Below are 18120 nucleotides of genomic sequence, written 5' to 3' on the forward strand. Positions count from 1 at the left end.
TTTTTTATACATTTAAGCTAAATCTTCAAAGGAGGTAAGCTATGCAAACAGCTACCCAAACGGTGATATATAACAGGGCAGGACAACGGGTTGTATCACCCGATTATTTACTTTTTGAAGCACCAAGAACCAAACACTTCATGACAGGTTCAGAAGCTGTCAAAGAAGCGGTAAAAAGAGCTTCCGTTGATGCTTCTGTTTCTTATCCTATAACTCCCCAGTCTGAAGCGGCACACCTCATAGGTGAACTTTGGGTTGAAGGTTATGTAGGTGTTTATTTTAGAGGAGAGTCCGAGTTTGGTGTTATGTCAGAAATTGCAGGGTGTGCATTGGCTGGCGCAAGAACTATCACAACAACATCGGGACCTGGAACTCTCAGGGCTATGGAAAACTTTCCTATGTGGGCTGGAACGAGAATACCGGTTCAGCTTGTCCTTATGGCGAGAGGTGTAAATGCACCCCTTTCTATACAGCCTGACAATCTTGAAGTAGGATTCTTACTTGATACAGGTTGTATGATATGGTATGCGGAAACCGCGCAGGATCTCTTTGATATGATCCTTGCAGGTTTTGTGGTAGCTGAACAACCTGATGTGCATGTGCCTGTGATCACAGTAGTTGATGGATTTTTTGTTTCCCACACGAGAGAAGCTATAATGTTACCACCAGATGATATAGCCTTGCCACCCTATAACCCTTATAGAGCACCCATGCCAGTTATTGATGCTGAAGTTCCTCCAGGTAGATTTCTCAGGGATCCCTTCGTAATGAAATCCAACTATATATCCTATGCAACCCATGCCAGTTGGCAGTGGGAAGTTAGGGCTGCGATAGAAAGATCAAGACCTTACGCCAAGCATTATTTGAGAGGTCTTATAGAACACTTTGGAGATCCTGAGGCTGATCTCGTATTCGTTGCCTGCGGTACAGCATCCGCTCAAGCAAAGGAAGCAGTTAGGCTCTTAGAGGATGAAGGCATTTCCGCAAGAGTCGTTAAGCTAAAAACCATAAGACCCTTCCCCATTGAAGAACTTAGGCAAGCTGTTAAAGGTGCAAGATACATATTCGTACCTGAGTTTAATGTGGTTGGATGGCTGGAGAGGGAAGTCAGAAGATATCTCTATGGGCATTCGGATGCTGAAATAATAGGTGCGCCCAGAGTTGCAGGTGGTATGACAATGCCTGCAGAAGTTATTGTAAGGGAGGTCTTAAAGATTACAGGAAAGGAGGTTAAGCATGTCATATAAGATATACGATATAAACGAAGAACTTAAAGATTTTATGCCAAGAGAAATAGTTGATCTTGAAGAGAGAGCTACATGGGGCAATCCCAAGAGAGGAGTTATGGATCTGCCATATACTAAAGAGCTTATAGAAGAACACTCTCTATGTGCGGGATGTCCTGAGTCTATGGCTCTTCGCTATATACTTGCATCTCTTCCAAACCCTGAAGACACCATAATAGTGAACTCTACGGGATGTACCTCTTTAGTCTTTCCTCACATAGCTCTCCATACAGTTCACTCCCTTTTTGGGAACCAAAATGCGGTAGCTTCAGGTATAAAAAGGGTGTTAGAGTGGAGATTTCCAGATAAGGTAAAAGATGTAGTGGTGCTTGCAGGTGACGGTGCGACTGTTGACATAGGTCTTGATTGTACTCTTCAGTCCTTTTTCAGGCAAGAGAAAATCACCACCATATGTTTTGATAACGAAGTATATGCCAACACGGGTGGTCAGGAAAGCGGTCTTACGGTAAAGGGTCACGTTTTCAAGATGGCACCCAAAGGAAAACAGTGGGACAAAGTACCCTTCTGGCAGATCGCTATAGATTCGGGATGTCACTATGTGGCAAGGCTCACCGTTTCCTCACCTAAGAGGGTGGAGAGCGTAATAAAGAAGGCGATATATGTGGCGAGAGAGGTAGGACCCACTTACGTACACCTATACACTCCTTGTATCCTTGAGATAGGTCTGAACTCAGATGATGGACTTGATGAGATGAGACAGAGGGATAAAGAGCGGTTTAGCTTCTTTGAATATATGACACCACAAGCTGAAGAGGTCATAAACAGAGTTAAGGAGGAAGGATTGCTATGAGAAGAAGGAGAGTTAATATCAGAATGCCAGCTTTGGGAGGTCAAGGTGCCGTTACTGCGGCACATATTATAGCAACAGCTGCGGACTATGAAGGCTATTACGCTGTTTCCAATCCTTTCTTCGGAGCTGAAAAGAGGATGGCTCCTGCGGAAAGCTACGCTCGTATAGGTATAGAACCTATATACGATAGAGGTGAGGTGGTGTATCCGGATGTGATTATGGTTTTCCATCCGCAGGTTATTACTATGGGTAAATCTTACACCATGCCCTTTTATTCGGGTATAAAGCGCGACGGGCTTATAATCATAAACTCCGAGGAGGATCTACTTACAGAGGAGGATAAAGAGTTTTTGGAGTCTATAAACGTCAAAGTATTTAATTTCCCAGCTACTAAGTTTGCTATAGACATAGCTGGGACAGAGCTTTCTACAAACATGGCTATGATAGGTGCGCTTTTTGGTGCCATAGGTTCAGTAGGTCTTGAGGCTATTGAGGAAGGTATAAAATCAAGGTTTCTCAAGAAATTCGTTGCTTCAGGTGGTACCGCTTCTCTTGACTCAGCTTTGGAGAGAAAATTCAAAAAGAAGTTGGAACTCATAGAAAAGAACCTGAATACCGCAAAAGCTGCATACGAGCTCGGTAGAAAGTGGGCACAAGAGCAGGGACTTGAACCTTTTTTACCCAGACCTCAAGAAGTTCTTTCAAGGTGATTGTGGGGGTGCCTATTGGCACCCTCTCAATATAGGGTTTTTTAAGCATTCAAAAGCTTTTGGTGTACATATAGCGTACTGTATAACTTAGGAATAGCTTTATTCAATAGCAAAAAGGACAGAACCATCTCACTACAAAATGTATATTGCAATCGCTGTTATGATAACATTTGCAAGAGCTATTGGAAGGAGTATCTTCCAAGCTATTTCCGTTATATCCCTTGCCTGAAACCTCGGGAGTGTCCAATGTAGCCAAAGGACAAAGAAGACCAAAGAAAACATCTTCAAGAGAAACCACAGGTAAGGTGAAAAAGGTCCAAATATGTGCGGACCTGACCACCCCCCGAAGAAAAGTATCACAGCAAGGGCAGAAAGAGCCATAACGTTCAGGTACCACTCGGCAAGCGGAAAAATTCCAAATCTCATTCCACCATACTCTACATTATATCCTGTTACAAGTTCAGCTTCAGCCTCCTGAATATCAAAAGGTACGCGCCCTGACTCAGCGAGCATGCAAAAGAGAAAAAGCACAAAAGCAACAGGTTGGTAAAGTATGTACCATACACCACTTTTTATCTGAGCTTCCACTATACCTACAGTGCTCATACTTCCAGATAGAAGCACAACTCCTAAAACGGAAAAACCCAGTATTACCTCGTAAGCTATAATGACGGCGCTCTTTCTGAGAGAACCTATAAAAGCATACTTGGAGTTAGAAGCCCATCCAGAAAATATCGTGCCGTAAACTGCGAGAGAACCCATAGCAAAAATGAGAATAAGAGCTATGTTTACGTCAGAAACAACGGGTTCTATCTTATAACCCAAAAGTTCAAAACCTGGACCAAAAGGTATGACTGAAAAGAGCATAAGGGAAGGAGCCAAAGATAAAACTACAGCAAGATAGTAAACTGGCTTGTCCGCATTTCTTGGTATTATAGACTCTTTTGTAAGCAGTTTTATTCCATCTGCTAAGGGTTGTAAAAGACCAAAAGGACCTACGAGCTTAGGACCCATGCGCGCTTGAATGTGTCCAGCCAGTTTCCTTTCAAACCATGTGAGGTAGGCACCAAGCCCAAGCAACACACCCAGAAGTATGAGCACCTTGATAAGTGTAACTATGAAATTCAAGCCCATCTGTGCCATACTTACGCTCCTTTAATAACATTATACACTTTCGGTATACGAATTTTGAAACAAGCACCTTTTTTTTCTTCAATCTGCATACTACCATTGAATTGCTCAAGAAGCATACCTATGAGTTTAAGTCCGAGTCTTTCACCCCTTACCTTACCTTTGAATCCGATACCATCATCTCTAACCTCAAGAAATATCTCTGTACCACGATCTTTAAAGGATACGTAAATGTTACCGTCGTTGCGGTGTGGAAAGGCATGTTTTAAAGCATTTAATATAAGCTCACTCAGTATTATACCTATAGGTATGGCTATATCTATACTCAAGGACACATTGTCAATGTCATGGTGGATGCTTATACCTCCCCCGTAAGATATATGCAGATTATACAGTAGATTCCTTATGTAACTTCCTGTATCTATACTCGTTATATTCTCAGACCTGTATAAACTTTCGTGTATCATTGAAATAGCCATTATACGCTGTTGTAAGTCTTCAAGTACAGCTCTCGATGTAGCATTTTTTACTGTTCTGAGCCTCATACCTATCAGACTAAGCACTATCTGCAGATTGTTCTTAACCCTATGATGCACTTCTTTCAAAAGTATATTTCTCTCCTCAAGGGAAGCCCTAAGCTTCTCTTCTATATTTTTGCGCTGTGCTATTTCAGAAAGAAGATGCTCTGTCCTTTCTCTCACTTTCCTTTCAAGCTCTCTCTGAAACTCTTTGAGCTTTACTATAGTTGGCATCCACTTTTTTAGCCCGACCGCTATCAAGAAAAAGCCAAGAAGATACCCAAAGAATCTCTCAAAAATAGATTGATATAAAGTTTTGCCCAATATGAAGTACTTGCCAAGATCTGGGAAGTTATCACTTAGATCAACGAGCATACCTATAAATACTAGAAAGAAACCCAAAAGCATATAATTCCAACCTTCCTGCTTGTTTATGTTCTCACGTTTTCCTATTAGGAAAAGATAAAGAAATATGATCAAAAGCAGAAGCGTACTGAAAAGCTCAAGTAACAGCTCATGCAGGTACATATTTTAATAGTATGCCTAAGGGAAGATTACTCATAATTGAGGATGAAGTCATAGTAGCAAGGTATATAAAGGATGTTTTAGAATCCTTTGGTTATCAAGTGGTTGCCTGCAGTTCATCCGGTGAAGAAGCGGTGAGATTAGCAAAAGAACTTCATCCTGATCTCGCTTTGGTAGACATAGTTCTAAAGGGTAGCATGGATGGTATAAAGACGGCTCACCATCTCACAACCTTCTTAGGTATACCTGTCATATATGTGACCGCCTATACAGATGAAGATACCCTTTCAAGGGTTAAAGGTACGGATTATCTGGGTTATCTTGTAAAGCCCTTTGATGATAAGGATATATACGTAACGGTTGAACTCGCTATGCATAAGCGCAAAAACAAAAGGGTGCTGAAAAAACCACTTCGTAGGGTTTTGGGATCTCTTAATAAGGATGAGCTTAAAGTCCTCCTTTTCTTCATAACCACCTGCGATACCGACGGTTGGATACACATACCGTTGCACAAAATAGCTAAGGAGGTAAAAAGCGACACGGGTAATGTCTCAAGAGCTATAAGATCGCTGAGTATGAAGGGGTATGTGGAGGTTTTAAAGAACGGTAGGGAAAACTATTACAGGCTCTCAAAAGACTTAGCTTACGAAGAAAATCTATGATCTGTATCATTGTAAATATTATAACTTTCTGGTAAGCTCTATACAAAACATTTTGGAGGTGTGCTATGAGAGGGTTTTCAAAGGGGTATCTCTTTTTCATCTCACTAAGTTTAGTATCCTTATCTCATGGTCAGGAAAAGGAACTTGAACCTGTTGAGGTAATAGGGATATCCCCACTGCACGGGGTGGACGTTTCAAAAGAGAAGTTTCCATCTGCGGTAGAAACGGAGACATCACAAGAAATTGAGAAACAGAGAACAGTAAACTTAAGTGACTTTCTAAACTTGAGATTCAGCAGTATTCATCTTTCGACCGATAGGAGCAATCCCTTTCAGAACACCGTTATATACAGAGGCTTTACTTCTTCGTGGTTGATAGGTCAATCCCAAGGTCTTTCTGTGTATTTTGACGGTGTGCGTATGAACGAACCTTTCGGTGATGTGGTAAACTGGGACACTATACCTGACAAGGCTATAAACAGTTTGAATCTGATACCAGGCTCTAATCCTATTTTCGGTCTTAACACGCTCGGCGGTTCTCTATCCATAGAAACTAAAAATGCTTTTAATTTTCCAAGAAGTGAGGTAGGTGCATACTTTGGATCTTTTGAGCGCAAGTACAGCTGGTTTCAGACAGGATATAAGCTAAAGGAAAATCTTGGGCTTTACATTATGGGTGACTGGTATAAGGGAAAGGGTTGGAGAGATTTTTCCGACACAGATGTGAAGAGGGCATTTGGCAAACTCTCTTACCTCCTTGACAGAGGCTTTCTTGACTTTTCTATACTTGCAACCGATAACACTATACAGAGCACAGATGTGCTGTTAGAGAAGTTTTTAAATATAAATAGACACATGGCTTTCACAGCTAAGGATATATACAAAAATAACACTTATCTTTTTACACACAGGGGTAGTTACGAACTGAGTGATCGTGTAACTCTTGACTGGAACCTTTACTACAAAAGAAGTAGGTTCGGTTTTGACAGCGGTGATATGACGGATTTTCAAATAGAGGATGGCATACTCTACACGGAAGAAGGACCTGTTTTGGATAAGAGCGGTAACGTCATACCCTTCCCAGAAGGACTGATACCTGGCGTTATAAACAGGACACTGATAAAACAAAACGTTTATGGTGGAACAATTCAGGCTACTTTTAAGGGGAATTTTAAGGGTATGAAAAACAGTCTAACTGTGGGTGCCGGTATGGATACTTCTAATGTGAAGTATACCTTTGATAGGGAAATCGGAGCTTTCAAACCAAACAGGGAAGTATCCGGTTTTGGTGTGCTTCTGGGTTCAGCAGGAGATGATATATTTTTTAGGGATGTCAAAAATACGAATGCAGTTTACAGCCTTTACTTTCTTGATATTCTCTCACCACTCAAACCCCTTGACATATTTATAGGAGGACGACTCAATCACATAAGGATAAAGCTTGAAGATAAAACAGGTCTTTTCCCGGATATAAACGGTACAAACTCTTATTCAAGATTTAATCCTGCTATGGGGGTTTCCTACGAGGTTCTGCACGGCGTTTTCGCTTACGCCTCTTACTTTGAGTCTTCAAGGGCTCCTACACCCGTGGAGATAACTTGCTCTGACCCTAACGAGCCTTGCAGATTACCCTCCGCTTTCGTGCAGGACCCACCCCTCAGGCAGGTTGTGGCAAAGACTCAGGAGGCAGGGATAAAGGGTATTATCACTGGAAACATTTACTGGTATCTGTCTCTTTTTAATACTGATCTTAAGAATGATATACTTCCTGTTGCCGGTGGAACTCTCGGACAAGTTTATTTTAAGAATGTGAGCAAGACCAGAAGGAGGGGTGCAGAAGTAGGGCTTGAAGGTAAGGTGGGAAAACTTGATTTTTTCGCAGGTTACACACTTGTGGATGCTGAGTTCAGAACTCAGGAATTATTTAGCAGTCCAAACCATCCTCTTGTACGTGAGGTGTGTGATAATGGAGGTAACGACCCAAGGGTCAATTGTGATCTCAAGGCTTTGGTTGTAAAGCCTGGGGACAAAATACCGGGTATACCAAAGCACAGTCTAAAACTTGGGATGAGTTACGAACTTATAAAAGGTCTGGTGATTGGAACGGACATCCTCTATTCGTCCGGCGTATACCTGCTTGGCGACGAGGCAAATCTTGACAAGAAAACCAGGAACTATACATTGGTGAACCTTACAGCCAATTATAGGATCGGAAAGCTTACGCTTTTTGCAAGGATAGATAACCTCTTTGACAAAAAGTACGAAACAACGGGTAGATATGTCTCCTTAGAAGATGCTGCTAAGCTGAATTCTCTTTTGCCTGTACCTATAGATCCGAGGACTGACAGTTCGAGAGCTTTAGCTCCAGGTGCACCCAGAAGCTTTCTCGTGGGTTTTAGTTACTCCTTTTGATGTATTGTAATAAAATATATAATAAGGCGGTGTAGCTCAGCTGGTTAGAGCGGAGATCTCATAAGTCTCAGGTCGGAGGTTCGAGTCCTCCCACCGCCATTACTCCACACTCACCTTCTTTTGCATTTTGTACATTTTTACTATCTCGTCCACTGTATTGGCATCTTCGGCTCTTTTGTCACCTCTTATAAATCCCACAGCTCTTGGGAATCTAAGGGCAAATCCCGGCTCTTGAGAAGTTCTTCCCGCTGTATGCAAAGGAGATCTCGTTATTTCGTCAGCTGTAACCGTTATAACATACTTGGGTTCCACCCAAACATCCGGTTCAAGCAGTGAATCAACTCTCGCATGTCTGTGTGGTATCTTTATCTGATCCAACAGATCCTTTAATTTAACCCATTCATCTTCTGTAAAACCCGAACCTACTTTACTGATAGTTTTAAAGGTATCCGTTTGAGGATCATATAAGGCGGTAAGCAATGCACCTATACCGAGTTTGGTTCTCGCTCCCTTCCCATAGAAGTACCCCACTATGACTACATCTATGGTATCCGCAAGTGATCCTTTATAGCTTCTCTTTAACTTTATCCAGTTGAAGTTTCTTGAACCAGCGGTGTAAGGTGCGTCCAACCTCTTAGCCATTATACCTTCCAAACCTCTTGATACAACATCTTCAAAGAACTTTTCTATATCCTTTACATTGTCCGTTATGAACATTTCCGAAGTTAGAAGGAGGGAGTTTTTGGGCAATATCTCTTCAAGCCTTTTCCTACGTTCAATGAAAGGTTTTGATGTGAAGTCTTCACCTTCCAGATATAGGAGATCAAAGGTGAAAAGTTTCAGGGGAAACTCCTTTGCGTATTCGGATACACCGTACTTTCTTTTCCTCTGTATTGTGATCTGAAAAGGATAGAACTCTCCTGTCTCTTCGTTGTAAGTTATAGCCTCACCTTCTATAATCACTTCTCCGAACTTCACGTGTTGTAAGACCGCCTCCTTTACATCTGGAAACATGTCGGTCATCCTCTCCAAATTCCTTGAGTATATCTCTATATCTTTACCCTTTTTATGAACCTGAAGTCTAAAGCCATCGTACTTAGCCTCTATAGCACATTTGCCGAGGCGTTTTATGATCTCTTCAACATTCGTGACCCTCTCAGCGAGAGCCATCCTGATGGGATAACCTACCTTTATTTTAAATTCCCTAATTCCCTCTATACCTGTCTGTACGAGAACCTTTGCGACCAAACCGAGATCCGAACACAAATTGTAAGCTCTTTCTATAGCATCTTTATGTTCCTTGCCGTTTATCAAGTTAGCCAATGCTTCTATCAATGTTGCGTCTCCTACCCCTAATCTCAATCTGCCTACTATGATCCTCGCCGCATATTTGGCTTCCAAACTTGAAAGACCTTTTATGAGACTCATTATCCTGAGAACTTTGTCCTTTGTACCTCTGGTAGTTGCTATATCCAAAAGCTCATCGTAAACTTGCCTAACACTCAGTTCCTTACCTTCCCAATTTACAAGCTCAATTGCAGTTTCCCCTATGTCTCCCTTTAATTTGTAGAGTTTTTCTACTTGGGAGATCTTAACACTTGAGGCTTTAGAAAGCGCATCCATCATAAGTTTTTCCGAAACACCCATCTGAATACCTCTAAATGGAGGTAATATTTCCCCTAGCGTAAGATAAACTACTTTGTCTATATCTTCGTGAGTTGCTTTACGAAGCATTTCGGCGAGGATGTTTGACATTTCTATCCTGCTTGTGGTTTCTTCCAACCTCTGAAAGTATTGGGAAAGCTCTTTAAACTTCATGTTATCAAAATGGGCTGGGCGGGAGTCGAACCCGCGACCCACGGATTAAGAGTCCGTTGCTCTGCCTGCTGAGCTACCAGCCCTATGCCTTCTTATTATAGCATTCTCTAAAAGCTCTATCAAGCCAGGGACATCAAGGGAGTAATCAAGGTAATAGACATTTTTGTATGAAGGAAGCTTCACTATGTCTTTAAGCGTAGTTATATATAGCTTATCTTGCGAAAGTTTGAGATCCTTATAATCGTAGTGATCCTTAAAAGAAATCTTTTTAATAACCTTGATACCGAGGTTATCCAATGTTTTGAAAAACTGCTCGTTGTCCCCCAATCCTGCAAAAGCGATAACTTCAAGATTTTTTAGTTCGTGTACCGGATTTCCTTCACCATCAAGTATCCTCCAGTTTTTTCTATAGAGTTTAAAAACAGGTTTTTCAAGCTTTATGTCCCATTCATTAAGTTCTTGATAAGACAAAACGATCGCATCAGCTCTAAAAAGTGAGGAAAGAGGTTCCCTAAGCCTCCCATAAGGTAGCAGATGGTCTTTTAGATCTTCTTTCTTTAATAGAAGGATATCAAAGTCTCTGTATATTCTCCTATGCTGAAAACCATCATCAAGTATGAGAATTTCTGCCCTCAACTTTTCTACTGCGTAAAATCCTCCTCTGCACCTTATTTCATCAACCACCACACTCACCCCTTTTAGGACCTTTGCGAGCATAAAAGGTTCATCACCCGCTTCTTCCCATCCGACCTTCAATTCGCCCTTATAAGATACAAGCAAAGTACCCTTCGTTTTTCTTCCGTAACCCCTTGAGAGTATACAAACATGAAACTTTTTTGACAGATATTCGGATATATACCTCACGAGACTGCTTTTTCCAGTACCCCCTACTGATAGGTTTCCTACGCTGATAACTGGAATTCCAAGCTTGCATACCTTTAAGACATTCCGATCATAAAGGAAGTTTCTCAAATTAACCGCCCACAGATAAGGATTTAAAAGATCTAAAAGATTAGTTTCCATCTTTTAGCTTCTTTGTATCAATAAGTATAAGTGCGGAAAGTAAAATACCTCCTATCAGAGCGCTCAGATACTGGCTTACAAACCTCCATATGAGGGCAAAGATCCCCAAGATAAAAGGCTCAAGAAAAGGAGAAAAGACGGATAGCGCTCCCAGTTCACCCACACCGCTACCTCCAGGTGTAGGACTTATAAATAAGGCGTAAACTAAAAAAAGTTGATTTAAAAAGATACTTAAAGTATCAACATCCGCATGAAAAGCTTTAACTAAAAACACTCCTACGGAGAGAAAAGATATGTATAGTAAAACACTGCTTACAACCGCACCTAATATGTATCTCTTTTTGTCCCTCAAAAAGATCTTCATGGTAACTGCATACCTCTTTAATGTATTTTTTATCTTGGCTGTAAACTTCCCGTTGGACGAGTTTTTCCTCAGGAAAATCCTCAAGAACACATACAAGGTACCAGCTATGGTTAAAACTATAGCCACCAATTCAAGGAGATCTTTCGCCTGAGATGGATTTTTAAAGAGAGCATAAACGGTCAAGGGGAAAGCTAAGATAAAGAAGGATGCACCTGTGAGGGTTTTCATAGTAACCACACTCATTACTTTATGGAGTTGACCACCCTTTCTCATCAATGTGTAAATAGACAAAAACTCTCCCCCCAAATGAGCTGGTGTCACCGTAGCACCAAAAGTATTTATTAGGGATATTACATAACCGTATGCAAATGAATATTTCATCCCCATGGCTCTTGAAAGTACAAAGAGCCTTATGTTATCAAAGGTATGGTAAAAGAACATGCTCAATAGAGCAAGTATTATATACCTCTTTTCAAGAAGAAACAGGATGTTTAAAAGCTCTTTTGAAAAGGTCTTTTTGAGAATATACAGAGCTGTAGCAAATATTATGAGTATGGTAATTAAAGAACCGTAAAGGATTGATCTGTACATATAAATAGTTTAAGACATCACTAATTAGCGGGTAGTAGGATAAAAACTGCTGTTAATATAATCGCTATTATCTTAACAAACTTTTCAAACATCACCCGTGCGTCAATTGATAGATTTGACATTGATAGTAAAAACTGTTAAATTATGTCAAATAAAGTATCAGGAGGTATATCATGAATGATGTCAAATTGAAGGCGAGTGATTACGCCCTGCATGTGGGGGTCTCTCTAAACACCGTGAAAAACAGAATAAGATCGGGAATACTAAAGGGTAGCAAGGAGGAAGATGGTATATGGTACGTGTACCTTTCACGGGATGAGTACGAACATCTCTTGAAGTCTGAAGAGAGGCGTAATGAGAAGCAAAAGGAAATAAGCAACAGCCTTGAGAAATTGAAAGCGAGTTTTGAAGGACAGCTCATAGCTACGTATATAGAGATACAGATGTTCAAGGATCTCCAAAAGGAAGAACTCCTTCATGAGATGTCAAGCCTTTATACCCTTTTAGCCGTGAGGGAAAAGGAGATACAGATAATGAAAGATGAGATGGAAAGAATGGAAAAGGCTTTAAAAGAAAAGGAGGATAGCTTGAAAGACCTTCAACGAAGGACTATGGAGCTTGAAAGGAGTCTCAAGCATATGGAAAGTCAGCTAAGAGAAAAAGATCTTATGCTCGCAGAAAAAGACATACAAACGCAAAAGTTGCTACTTGAAAAAGAGAGAGAAATTCTGAATAAAACCGCACAGATTGAAAAGCTTAAAAAAGAACTTGAGTTAAGAGAACGCAAGGATTAGAATTTAAATTTATGGATAGGGCTGACCTCCTCCAACTTTGGAAAAAAACGCTGGAGAAAACCAAAAGTGGAAGGACGGTTATCACCTACTTAAAGAGCCTTCAATCTTTTTTGAGACACGTAGAGGGAGAGGATATAATCGGCGTTGATCCAAAAAAGATATACAGCTACGTAGATACATCCAATCTGAATACCTCTTCTATTCTTACACATCTGTCTGCCATAAAACACTTTTATAAGTTTGCCTTCAGAAGGGGATACGTGGATAGAGAGAAGTACTCACAAATAGAATCTGTCATAGATGAAGTCAGGGAAGATGTAGGTAGAAATCTCTCCCAAAGGTATCCTAAGGCTCTTTCAAAAGAGGAGGTTAGGGAGATCTTGTCTGCTGTAAGCGGAACAAAGTATGAAAAAATATACGTACTTTTTTTATACAGCGGAATAAGGCTTTCTGAGTACCTCTCTCTTAGAGAAGATAACTTTTACCAAGACAAGAGCGGTCTTCTGTGGATAAGACTATTGCCTGACATGACCAAGAGGAGAAAGGAGAGACTCGTTCCCGTACTTGGAAGCACTAAGGAAGAGACTTACGCTGTAACGGATAGACTGCTTGCGTGGATAGAATCTTACGATGAAAACTTTAGGGTAAAGAGGGGATCTCTGCAAGTTTTTACCAATCGTCTGTCTCACAGATTGGGTATTCCTTTTTCTCTTCATAGCTTTAGGCACACGTACATAACTAACCTTGTAAATAGTGGATTTCCTGCCGAAGTGGTTAAAGAGTTTGCAGGTCACTCCAACGTAAGAACCACTATAGACATATACTATAGATTTAGTCATGAGAGGGCAAGACGGCTAATAGAAAATTTCTTAAGATGAAGTTTTTTGTGTTCACCCTTTTTCCGCAAGTGATTCAAGGTTATGCACAGTATGGGGTTATAAAACAGGCTATAAAAAAGGGATCTCTGGAACTTCACGTCGTGAATCTAAGAGAGTATGCAATCAAGAGGAAAGTAGATGACGAAGCCTATGGAGGAGTGCCAGGTATGGTGATAAAACCTGAGCCAGTTTTCTGTGCGTACAGAAGTATTACACAAAATTATGGAAAGCCGCATACCATAATACCTCAACCGTGGGGAAAGAGACTCGTTCAGCAGGACTTTGAAAGGCTTAGTAGGAAGGAAAGTATAGCCATTATATGTGGTAGATACGAGGGTCTAGACGAGCGCACAAGCGTACTTGCGGATGAAGAGTTATCCTTAGGGGACTTTGTCCTTTCCGGAGGTGAGATATTTGCGCTCGCTTTACTTGAAGGTGTAGCAAGATTATTACCAGGGGTACTCAGTCAGCCAGAAAGTCTTTTGTCGGATTCCTTCAGAAGGTGGATGGGGTATCCAGTTTATACAAGACCTCCTGAATACGAAGGTATGAAGGTTCCTGATGTACTACTTTCTGGAAATCATAAACTTATAGAGCTATGGAGGCTCTGGCATTCTATAGAGAGGACATTGAAGTATAGACCCGATCTCATTCCTGATGATCTCACTCCTATGGAGAAGGATATAGTGGAAAACATAAAAAAAGGAACTAAATTTGAAGATTGGGTAAAAGGAAGATGAAGGCTCTGCTATACATTCTGATACTTGTGGTTATTGGCTTTTCTCTGGAGATGAAACTTAAAAAAGTGGAAGAGAACATCTACATGGTGAGGGGTGTAGATGCTCTACCTTCTTTGGAAAATGAAGGTTTTATTTCAAACGCTTACGCTGTACTTACACAAGAGGGATGGGTAGTCATAGATACTCTTTCCACTCCTGAGCTATCTGAAAAGTTTGCAAAAGAGCTTTTACGTATAAAGAATGTCCCGATAAAGTATGTCTTGATAACTCACTATCATCCCGATCATTGGTACGGGGCGAAAACGTACAATAATTTTGGAGCCAAGATAGTTGCACATAGGAAACTTCGAGAACTTTACAATTCCGGGGAGGCGAGGGCTATACTTGAAGAAGCAAATAAAAGTTTTAAAGGTCTTTACAACGATGTAGTTTTAGTTCCACCTGATTTGGTTGTTGATGATAAACTGAATATTCGTGCAGGTTCTGAAGAGTTTGAGTTAATAGCCATGACACCGGCTCATACAAATAGTGATATAGTGGTATACATGCCTAAACGCAAAGTACTCTTCGCTGGGGATCTCGTTTACGATCATCGCATACCTTTCATGGGGGACAGGAATGCAAGCTCAAAAGGTTGGGAGGAAGTACTTCGCAGGATGAAAAACATGGACATAAGGCTCATATTAGGTGGACACAACGATCCTATGGAGAAAAGCGCAATTGACTATACTCTCGGATACATTACTTATTTGAGACAAAATATAAAGAAGATGAAAGAAGAGGGAAAATTCATAGATGAGATAAAAAAAGCACTAAAGGATTCCCCATATAAGAACGATGCTATGTACGAGCAGTTTCACAACGTCAACATATTCAGAGTGGACAGTGAACTGGATATGGAGCCATGAAGGTAGGAGTTATAAGTCTCGGATGTGCTAAAAATCTCGTAGATACAGAGGTGCTTTTGGGTAAGCTCAGATCGGGCGGTGCGGAGCTTGTCAGCGATCCAAAAAAGGCTGACGTTATAGTGATAAACACATGCGGTTTTATAGAACCCGCTAAGATGGAAGCCATAGAGACCATTTTGGAGTTCGCAGACAAAAAAAAGGTAATAGTTATGGGCTGCTTAGTACAAAGGTACAGAGAAGAACTCAGAAAAGAGATCCCGGAAGTTGTAGCTTACTTCGGAACTGAAAGTTGGGATAGTATTGTGGAATTTTTAAACCTAAAACCTGAGAGAGAAGAGAAAAGATTACTTACCACACCAAAATCGTACGCCTATCTTAAGATCTCGGAAGGATGTAACCGTCTTTGTTCCTTTTGTGCCATACCTCTCATAAGGGGGAGACACAGATCAAGACCAGTTGAAGATATTCTTCGTGAGGCTAAACATCTGGCAGATCAGGGAGTAAAAGAACTTTGCCTTGTATCTCAAGATACTACTTATTATGGAAGGGATATTTACAAAGAGGTATATCTTACAGAGCTTCTTGCAGAACTTGAAAAAGTTGAGGGTATAAAGTGGATAAGACTGCTTTACCTTTATCCTACGGAAGTGGATGATAGGCTTTTACACTACATTTCCAATTCGGAAAAGGTACTTCCTTATTTTGATATACCTCTTCAACACATATCCACACGCCTTTTAAAGAGTATGAGGAGAGGATACGATGAAGTTTTTGCAAAAAAGCTCGTAGAAAAGATAATTAAAACCTTACCCGATGCGGTTTTGAGAACCACATTCATAGTAGGTTATCCACTGGAGGAAGAAGAGGACTTTAAGAAGCTCTTGGACTTTGTAGAAGAAGGATACTTTCACTGGATGGGTGTATTCCCGTACTATCAGGAGGAGGGTACTCACGCATACCTGCTCGGAGATCCTATTCCGCATAGTAAAAAGGAGGAGAGGAAAGAGACGCTTCTTAGGTTGCAAAAAGAAATCACTCAAAGAAAGCTCCGATCTTTTGTGGGAAAGAGTTTGGAGCTTCTGGTAGATGGCTTTGATGAAGAGTTTGGCTTCGTACCTATAGGTAGGATTTATGCTCAAGCTCCGGAAGTGGACGGAATTACTTACATAGAATCCTGCAGAGAACTAAGAGAGGGAGAGGTAGTTAAGGTTAGGATAACTCAAGTTGGGGATTACGACCTTGGAGCTGAAGTCATCTAAGGATCAATTTGAGCAAACTTCATTCTTCCCTCTTCAAACACATCGCCCCCGTATATGTCATTAGCAACTATAACAGGAAAGTTTTCTACATAAAGCTTTCTTACAGCCTCTGTACCGAGATCTTCGTAAGCTATTATTTCGGAGGATTTTATACTCTTTTGTAGAAGGACAGCCACACCACCTACAGCAGCAAAATAAACAGCTTTGTACTTTACTAAAAGATCTCTAACTTGTTGACTTCTGTAGCCTTTACCTATCATACCCTTGAGTCCAAGCTTCAGAAGTGGTTCTACGTATTTATCCATTCTGATAGCTGTAGTCGGTCCTGCAGAGCCTATAACCTGCCCAGGTTTTGGTGGCGTTGGTCCAACATAGTATATGACTTGTCCCCTCATATCAAAAGGTGGAGCTTCGCCTCTGCTTAAGGCTTCCACCATCCTCTTATGGGCTGCATCTCTCGCTGTGTATATATATCCGGTTATAAGTACCTTGTCACCTACTCTAAGACTTTCCACAATCTCATCCGTCAAGGGAGTAGATATCCTTTTCTCCATAAAATCATTTTACAATACTATATTATTTTATAAGGAGGGAAGTATGACGCCTACTGCGCAGTCTCAAGAGGTTAAGCTTGTGGATCTTTTAATTAAAACGGTACAGCTCGGTGCCAGTGACCTTCATATAACACCTGGAGCAAAGCCTTCAGTAAGGATAGATGGTAGGATAACACCTCTTGCTGAATACCCAGTGCTGACACCTGAAATGACGCAAAAGCTCGCATACTCAGTTATGTCCGAAAGGCACAGAAAGGATCTTGAAGAGAAGGGTCAAGTGGACTTTTCCTTTGGTGTTAAGGACATAGGGAGGTTCAGAACTAATGTCTTCTTCCAGAGAAACTCCATAGCTGGAGCGTTTAGAAGGCTCCCTTACAAGATAATGAGCGTAAAAGAGCTGGGACTCACGGAAAAGGTACTTGAACTATGCCACAAAAGTATGGGACTTGTTTTAGTAACAGGTCCGACGGGTTCAGGAAAAACTACTACTTTGGCTTCTCTCATCAATTACATAAATGAAAACTTTCCTTATCACATAATAACTATAGAGGATCCCATTGAGTATGTCTTTCAACACAAAAAAAGCATAGTGAATCAGAGGGAGATAGGGGAAGATGTGGATAGCTTTGCGAGCGCGCTAAGAGCAGCTTTACGTGAAGATCCAGATGTTATTCTTGTAGGTGAGATGAGGGATCTTGAGACTATAGAGATAGCCCTCAGGGCTGCGGAAACTGGACACCTGGTTTTTGGAACGCTTCATACAAATACCGCTATATCAACAATAACGAGGATTATAGATGTCTTTCCTCCTACACAGCAGGAGCAAATAAGGATACAGCTCTCCTTTGTACTTCAAGGAGTTATTTCCCAAAGACTTCTCCCAAAGGTAGGGGGTGGGAGGATATTAGCTTACGAGCTTATGATCCCAAACACAGCGATCAGAAACCTAATAAGGGAGAACAAACTTCAGCAGGTGTACGCCATGATGCAAAGCGGTCAAGCCGAAACGGGTATGCAAACTATGAATCAATCTCTGGCAGGTCACTATAGGGCAGGTCTCATAACCCTTGACGACGCTTTCAAGTACTCTCCAGATGTAAAAGAACTTGAAAGGATGATAGGTAGGAGCTTTTAAAT

Annotated in this window: 17 protein-coding genes and 2 tRNA genes; 12 read left to right on the forward strand and 7 right to left on the reverse strand. The window is 41.0% G+C overall.

Translation table 11 applies throughout. From position 1 onward, the window contains the following. Positions 1–41: 41 nt before the first annotated feature. The 3 genes from ABWK04_07710 to ABWK04_07720 are packed head-to-tail and all read left to right on the forward strand — an operon-like array spanning position 42 to position 2807. The gene (locus ABWK04_07710) at positions 42–1247 is read left to right on the forward strand and encodes a transketolase C-terminal domain-containing protein (protein ID MEZ0361759.1); all 1206 of its coding nucleotides are present in this window, start codon (positions 42–44) and stop codon (positions 1245–1247) included. Next, complete coding sequence (locus ABWK04_07715) at positions 1237–2097, forward strand: thiamine pyrophosphate-dependent enzyme (GenBank protein ID MEZ0361760.1); 861 nt, start codon at positions 1237–1239, stop codon at positions 2095–2097. The genes ABWK04_07710 and ABWK04_07715 overlap by 11 nt, the downstream gene beginning before the upstream one ends. Further along, positions 2094–2807 (forward strand): 2-oxoacid:acceptor oxidoreductase family protein, encoded by a 714-nt coding sequence (locus ABWK04_07720; protein MEZ0361761.1) that lies wholly within the window; start codon positions 2094–2096, stop codon positions 2805–2807. Before ABWK04_07715 ends, ABWK04_07720 begins: the two co-directional genes overlap by 4 nt. Before the next feature lie 132 nt (positions 2808–2939). Here the strand turns inward: ABWK04_07720 and nuoH are convergent, their stop codons facing one another. Both nuoH and ABWK04_07730 read right to left on the reverse strand, forming a co-directional pair. Then, positions 2940–3950 carry an NADH-quinone oxidoreductase subunit NuoH gene (gene nuoH / locus ABWK04_07725; protein ID MEZ0361762.1) on the reverse strand — a complete coding sequence of 337 codons (1011 nt, stop codon included), beginning with the start codon at positions 3948–3950 and terminating at the stop codon, positions 2940–2942. A 2-nt stretch (positions 3951–3952) separates the two neighbouring features. Further along, positions 3953–4984: a histidine kinase dimerization/phosphoacceptor domain -containing protein gene (locus ABWK04_07730; GenBank protein ID MEZ0361763.1), complete on the reverse strand. Its 1032-nt coding sequence runs from the start codon at positions 4982–4984 to the stop codon at positions 3953–3955. Positions 4985–4995: 11 nt separating this feature from the next. Between ABWK04_07730 and ABWK04_07735 the strand changes: the two genes are divergently transcribed. The 3 genes from ABWK04_07735 (at position 4996) to ABWK04_07745 (ending at position 8153) form a co-directional block, all read left to right on the forward strand. Next, complete coding sequence (locus ABWK04_07735; GenBank protein MEZ0361764.1) at positions 4996–5643, forward strand: response regulator; 648 nt, start codon at positions 4996–4998, stop codon at positions 5641–5643. A 65-nt stretch (positions 5644–5708) separates the two neighbouring features. After that, entirely contained in the window at positions 5709–8054 is a 2346-nt protein-coding gene (locus ABWK04_07740) for a TonB-dependent receptor (protein MEZ0361765.1), read from the forward strand. A gap of 25 nt (positions 8055–8079) precedes the next feature. Then, positions 8080–8153: transfer RNA gene (locus tag ABWK04_07745), tRNA-Met, on the forward strand. Here the strand turns inward: ABWK04_07745 and ABWK04_07750 are convergent. The 4 genes from ABWK04_07750 to ABWK04_07765 all read right to left on the reverse strand — a co-directional run bounded on the left by ABWK04_07750 (position 8154) and on the right by ABWK04_07765 (position 11850). Continuing rightward, positions 8154–9872 carry an ATP-dependent DNA ligase gene (locus ABWK04_07750; protein MEZ0361766.1) on the reverse strand — a complete coding sequence of 573 codons (1719 nt, stop codon included), beginning with the start codon at positions 9870–9872 and terminating at the stop codon, positions 8154–8156. It abuts the tRNA gene before it with no gap. 10 nt (positions 9873–9882) lie between these two features. Further along, positions 9883–9955, reverse strand: a tRNA-Lys gene (locus tag ABWK04_07755). Then, positions 9918–10895 (reverse strand): tetraacyldisaccharide 4'-kinase, encoded by a 978-nt coding sequence (gene lpxK, locus ABWK04_07760; GenBank protein ID MEZ0361767.1) that lies wholly within the window; start codon positions 10893–10895, stop codon positions 9918–9920. Before lpxK ends, ABWK04_07755 begins: the two co-directional genes overlap by 38 nt. After that, complete coding sequence (locus ABWK04_07765) at positions 10885–11850, reverse strand: flippase-like domain-containing protein (protein MEZ0361768.1); 966 nt, start codon at positions 11848–11850, stop codon at positions 10885–10887. The genes lpxK and ABWK04_07765 overlap by 11 nt, the downstream gene beginning before the upstream one ends. A gap of 173 nt (positions 11851–12023) precedes the next feature. Here ABWK04_07765 and ABWK04_07770 point away from each other — a divergent pair, with 173 nt between their 5' ends. From ABWK04_07770 to rimO, 5 genes are read left to right on the forward strand one after another with little or no spacing between them, the layout of a single operon-like run. Continuing rightward, a complete protein-coding gene (locus tag ABWK04_07770; GenBank protein MEZ0361769.1) occupies positions 12024–12644 on the forward strand; it encodes a hypothetical protein in 621 nt (206 codons plus the stop codon). 11 nt (positions 12645–12655) lie between these two features. Next, a complete protein-coding gene (locus tag ABWK04_07775) occupies positions 12656–13522 on the forward strand; it encodes a tyrosine-type recombinase/integrase (GenBank protein MEZ0361770.1) in 867 nt (288 codons plus the stop codon). After that, on the forward strand, positions 13519–14262 hold the full coding sequence (gene trmD, locus ABWK04_07780) for a tRNA (guanosine(37)-N1)-methyltransferase TrmD (GenBank protein ID MEZ0361771.1): 744 nt from the start codon (positions 13519–13521) through the stop codon (positions 14260–14262). The genes ABWK04_07775 and trmD overlap by 4 nt, the downstream gene beginning before the upstream one ends. Then, complete coding sequence (locus tag ABWK04_07785) at positions 14259–15170, forward strand: MBL fold metallo-hydrolase (GenBank protein MEZ0361772.1); 912 nt, start codon at positions 14259–14261, stop codon at positions 15168–15170. The genes trmD and ABWK04_07785 overlap by 4 nt, the downstream gene beginning before the upstream one ends. Further along, positions 15167–16429, forward strand: coding sequence for a 30S ribosomal protein S12 methylthiotransferase RimO (gene rimO, locus ABWK04_07790; protein MEZ0361773.1), 1263 nt, complete (start codon positions 15167–15169; stop codon positions 16427–16429). The genes ABWK04_07785 and rimO overlap by 4 nt, the downstream gene beginning before the upstream one ends. Here the strand turns inward: rimO and ABWK04_07795 are convergent. After that, entirely contained in the window at positions 16426–16983 is a 558-nt protein-coding gene (locus tag ABWK04_07795) for a Fe-S-containing hydro-lyase (GenBank protein ID MEZ0361774.1), read from the reverse strand. The two genes, rimO and ABWK04_07795, sit on opposite strands and share 4 nt — an antisense overlap. A gap of 43 nt (positions 16984–17026) precedes the next feature. On the opposite strand from ABWK04_07795, the gene ABWK04_07800 reads away from it, so the two are divergent. Then, positions 17027–18118 carry a type IV pilus twitching motility protein PilT gene (locus tag ABWK04_07800; GenBank protein ID MEZ0361775.1) on the forward strand — a complete coding sequence of 364 codons (1092 nt, stop codon included), beginning with the start codon at positions 17027–17029 and terminating at the stop codon, positions 18116–18118. Positions 18119–18120 lie beyond the last annotated feature (2 nt).

This window comes from Hydrogenobacter sp., assembly GCA_041287335.1.
GTDB lineage: Bacteria > Aquificota > Aquificia > Aquificales > Aquificaceae > Hydrogenobacter.

Coding starts and splice junctions, on each gene's coding strand:
- ABWK04_07710 (MEZ0361759.1), top strand. CDS start 42: ATGCAAACAGCTACCCAAACGGTGATATATAACAGGGCAGGACAACGG.
- ABWK04_07715 (MEZ0361760.1), top strand. CDS start 1,237: ATGTCATATAAGATATACGATATAAACGAAGAACTTAAAGATTTTATG.
- ABWK04_07720 (MEZ0361761.1), top strand. CDS start 2,094: ATGAGAAGAAGGAGAGTTAATATCAGAATGCCAGCTTTGGGAGGTCAA.
- nuoH (MEZ0361762.1), bottom strand. CDS start 3,950: ATGGCACAGATGGGCTTGAATTTCATAGTTACACTTATCAAGGTGCTC.
- ABWK04_07730 (MEZ0361763.1), bottom strand. CDS start 4,984: ATGTACCTGCATGAGCTGTTACTTGAGCTTTTCAGTACGCTTCTGCTT.
- ABWK04_07735 (MEZ0361764.1), top strand. CDS start 4,996: ATGCCTAAGGGAAGATTACTCATAATTGAGGATGAAGTCATAGTAGCA.
- ABWK04_07740 (MEZ0361765.1), top strand. CDS start 5,709: ATGAGAGGGTTTTCAAAGGGGTATCTCTTTTTCATCTCACTAAGTTTA.
- ABWK04_07750 (MEZ0361766.1), bottom strand. CDS start 9,872: ATGAAGTTTAAAGAGCTTTCCCAATACTTTCAGAGGTTGGAAGAAACC.
- lpxK (MEZ0361767.1), bottom strand. CDS start 10,895: ATGGAAACTAATCTTTTAGATCTTTTAAATCCTTATCTGTGGGCGGTT.
- ABWK04_07765 (MEZ0361768.1), bottom strand. CDS start 11,850: ATGTACAGATCAATCCTTTACGGTTCTTTAATTACCATACTCATAATA.
- ABWK04_07770 (MEZ0361769.1), top strand. CDS start 12,024: ATGAATGATGTCAAATTGAAGGCGAGTGATTACGCCCTGCATGTGGGG.
- ABWK04_07775 (MEZ0361770.1), top strand. CDS start 12,656: ATGGATAGGGCTGACCTCCTCCAACTTTGGAAAAAAACGCTGGAGAAA.
- trmD (MEZ0361771.1), top strand. CDS start 13,519: ATGAAGTTTTTTGTGTTCACCCTTTTTCCGCAAGTGATTCAAGGTTAT.
- ABWK04_07785 (MEZ0361772.1), top strand. CDS start 14,259: ATGAAGGCTCTGCTATACATTCTGATACTTGTGGTTATTGGCTTTTCT.
- rimO (MEZ0361773.1), top strand. CDS start 15,167: ATGAAGGTAGGAGTTATAAGTCTCGGATGTGCTAAAAATCTCGTAGAT.
- ABWK04_07795 (MEZ0361774.1), bottom strand. CDS start 16,983: ATGGAGAAAAGGATATCTACTCCCTTGACGGATGAGATTGTGGAAAGT.
- ABWK04_07800 (MEZ0361775.1), top strand. CDS start 17,027: ATGACGCCTACTGCGCAGTCTCAAGAGGTTAAGCTTGTGGATCTTTTA.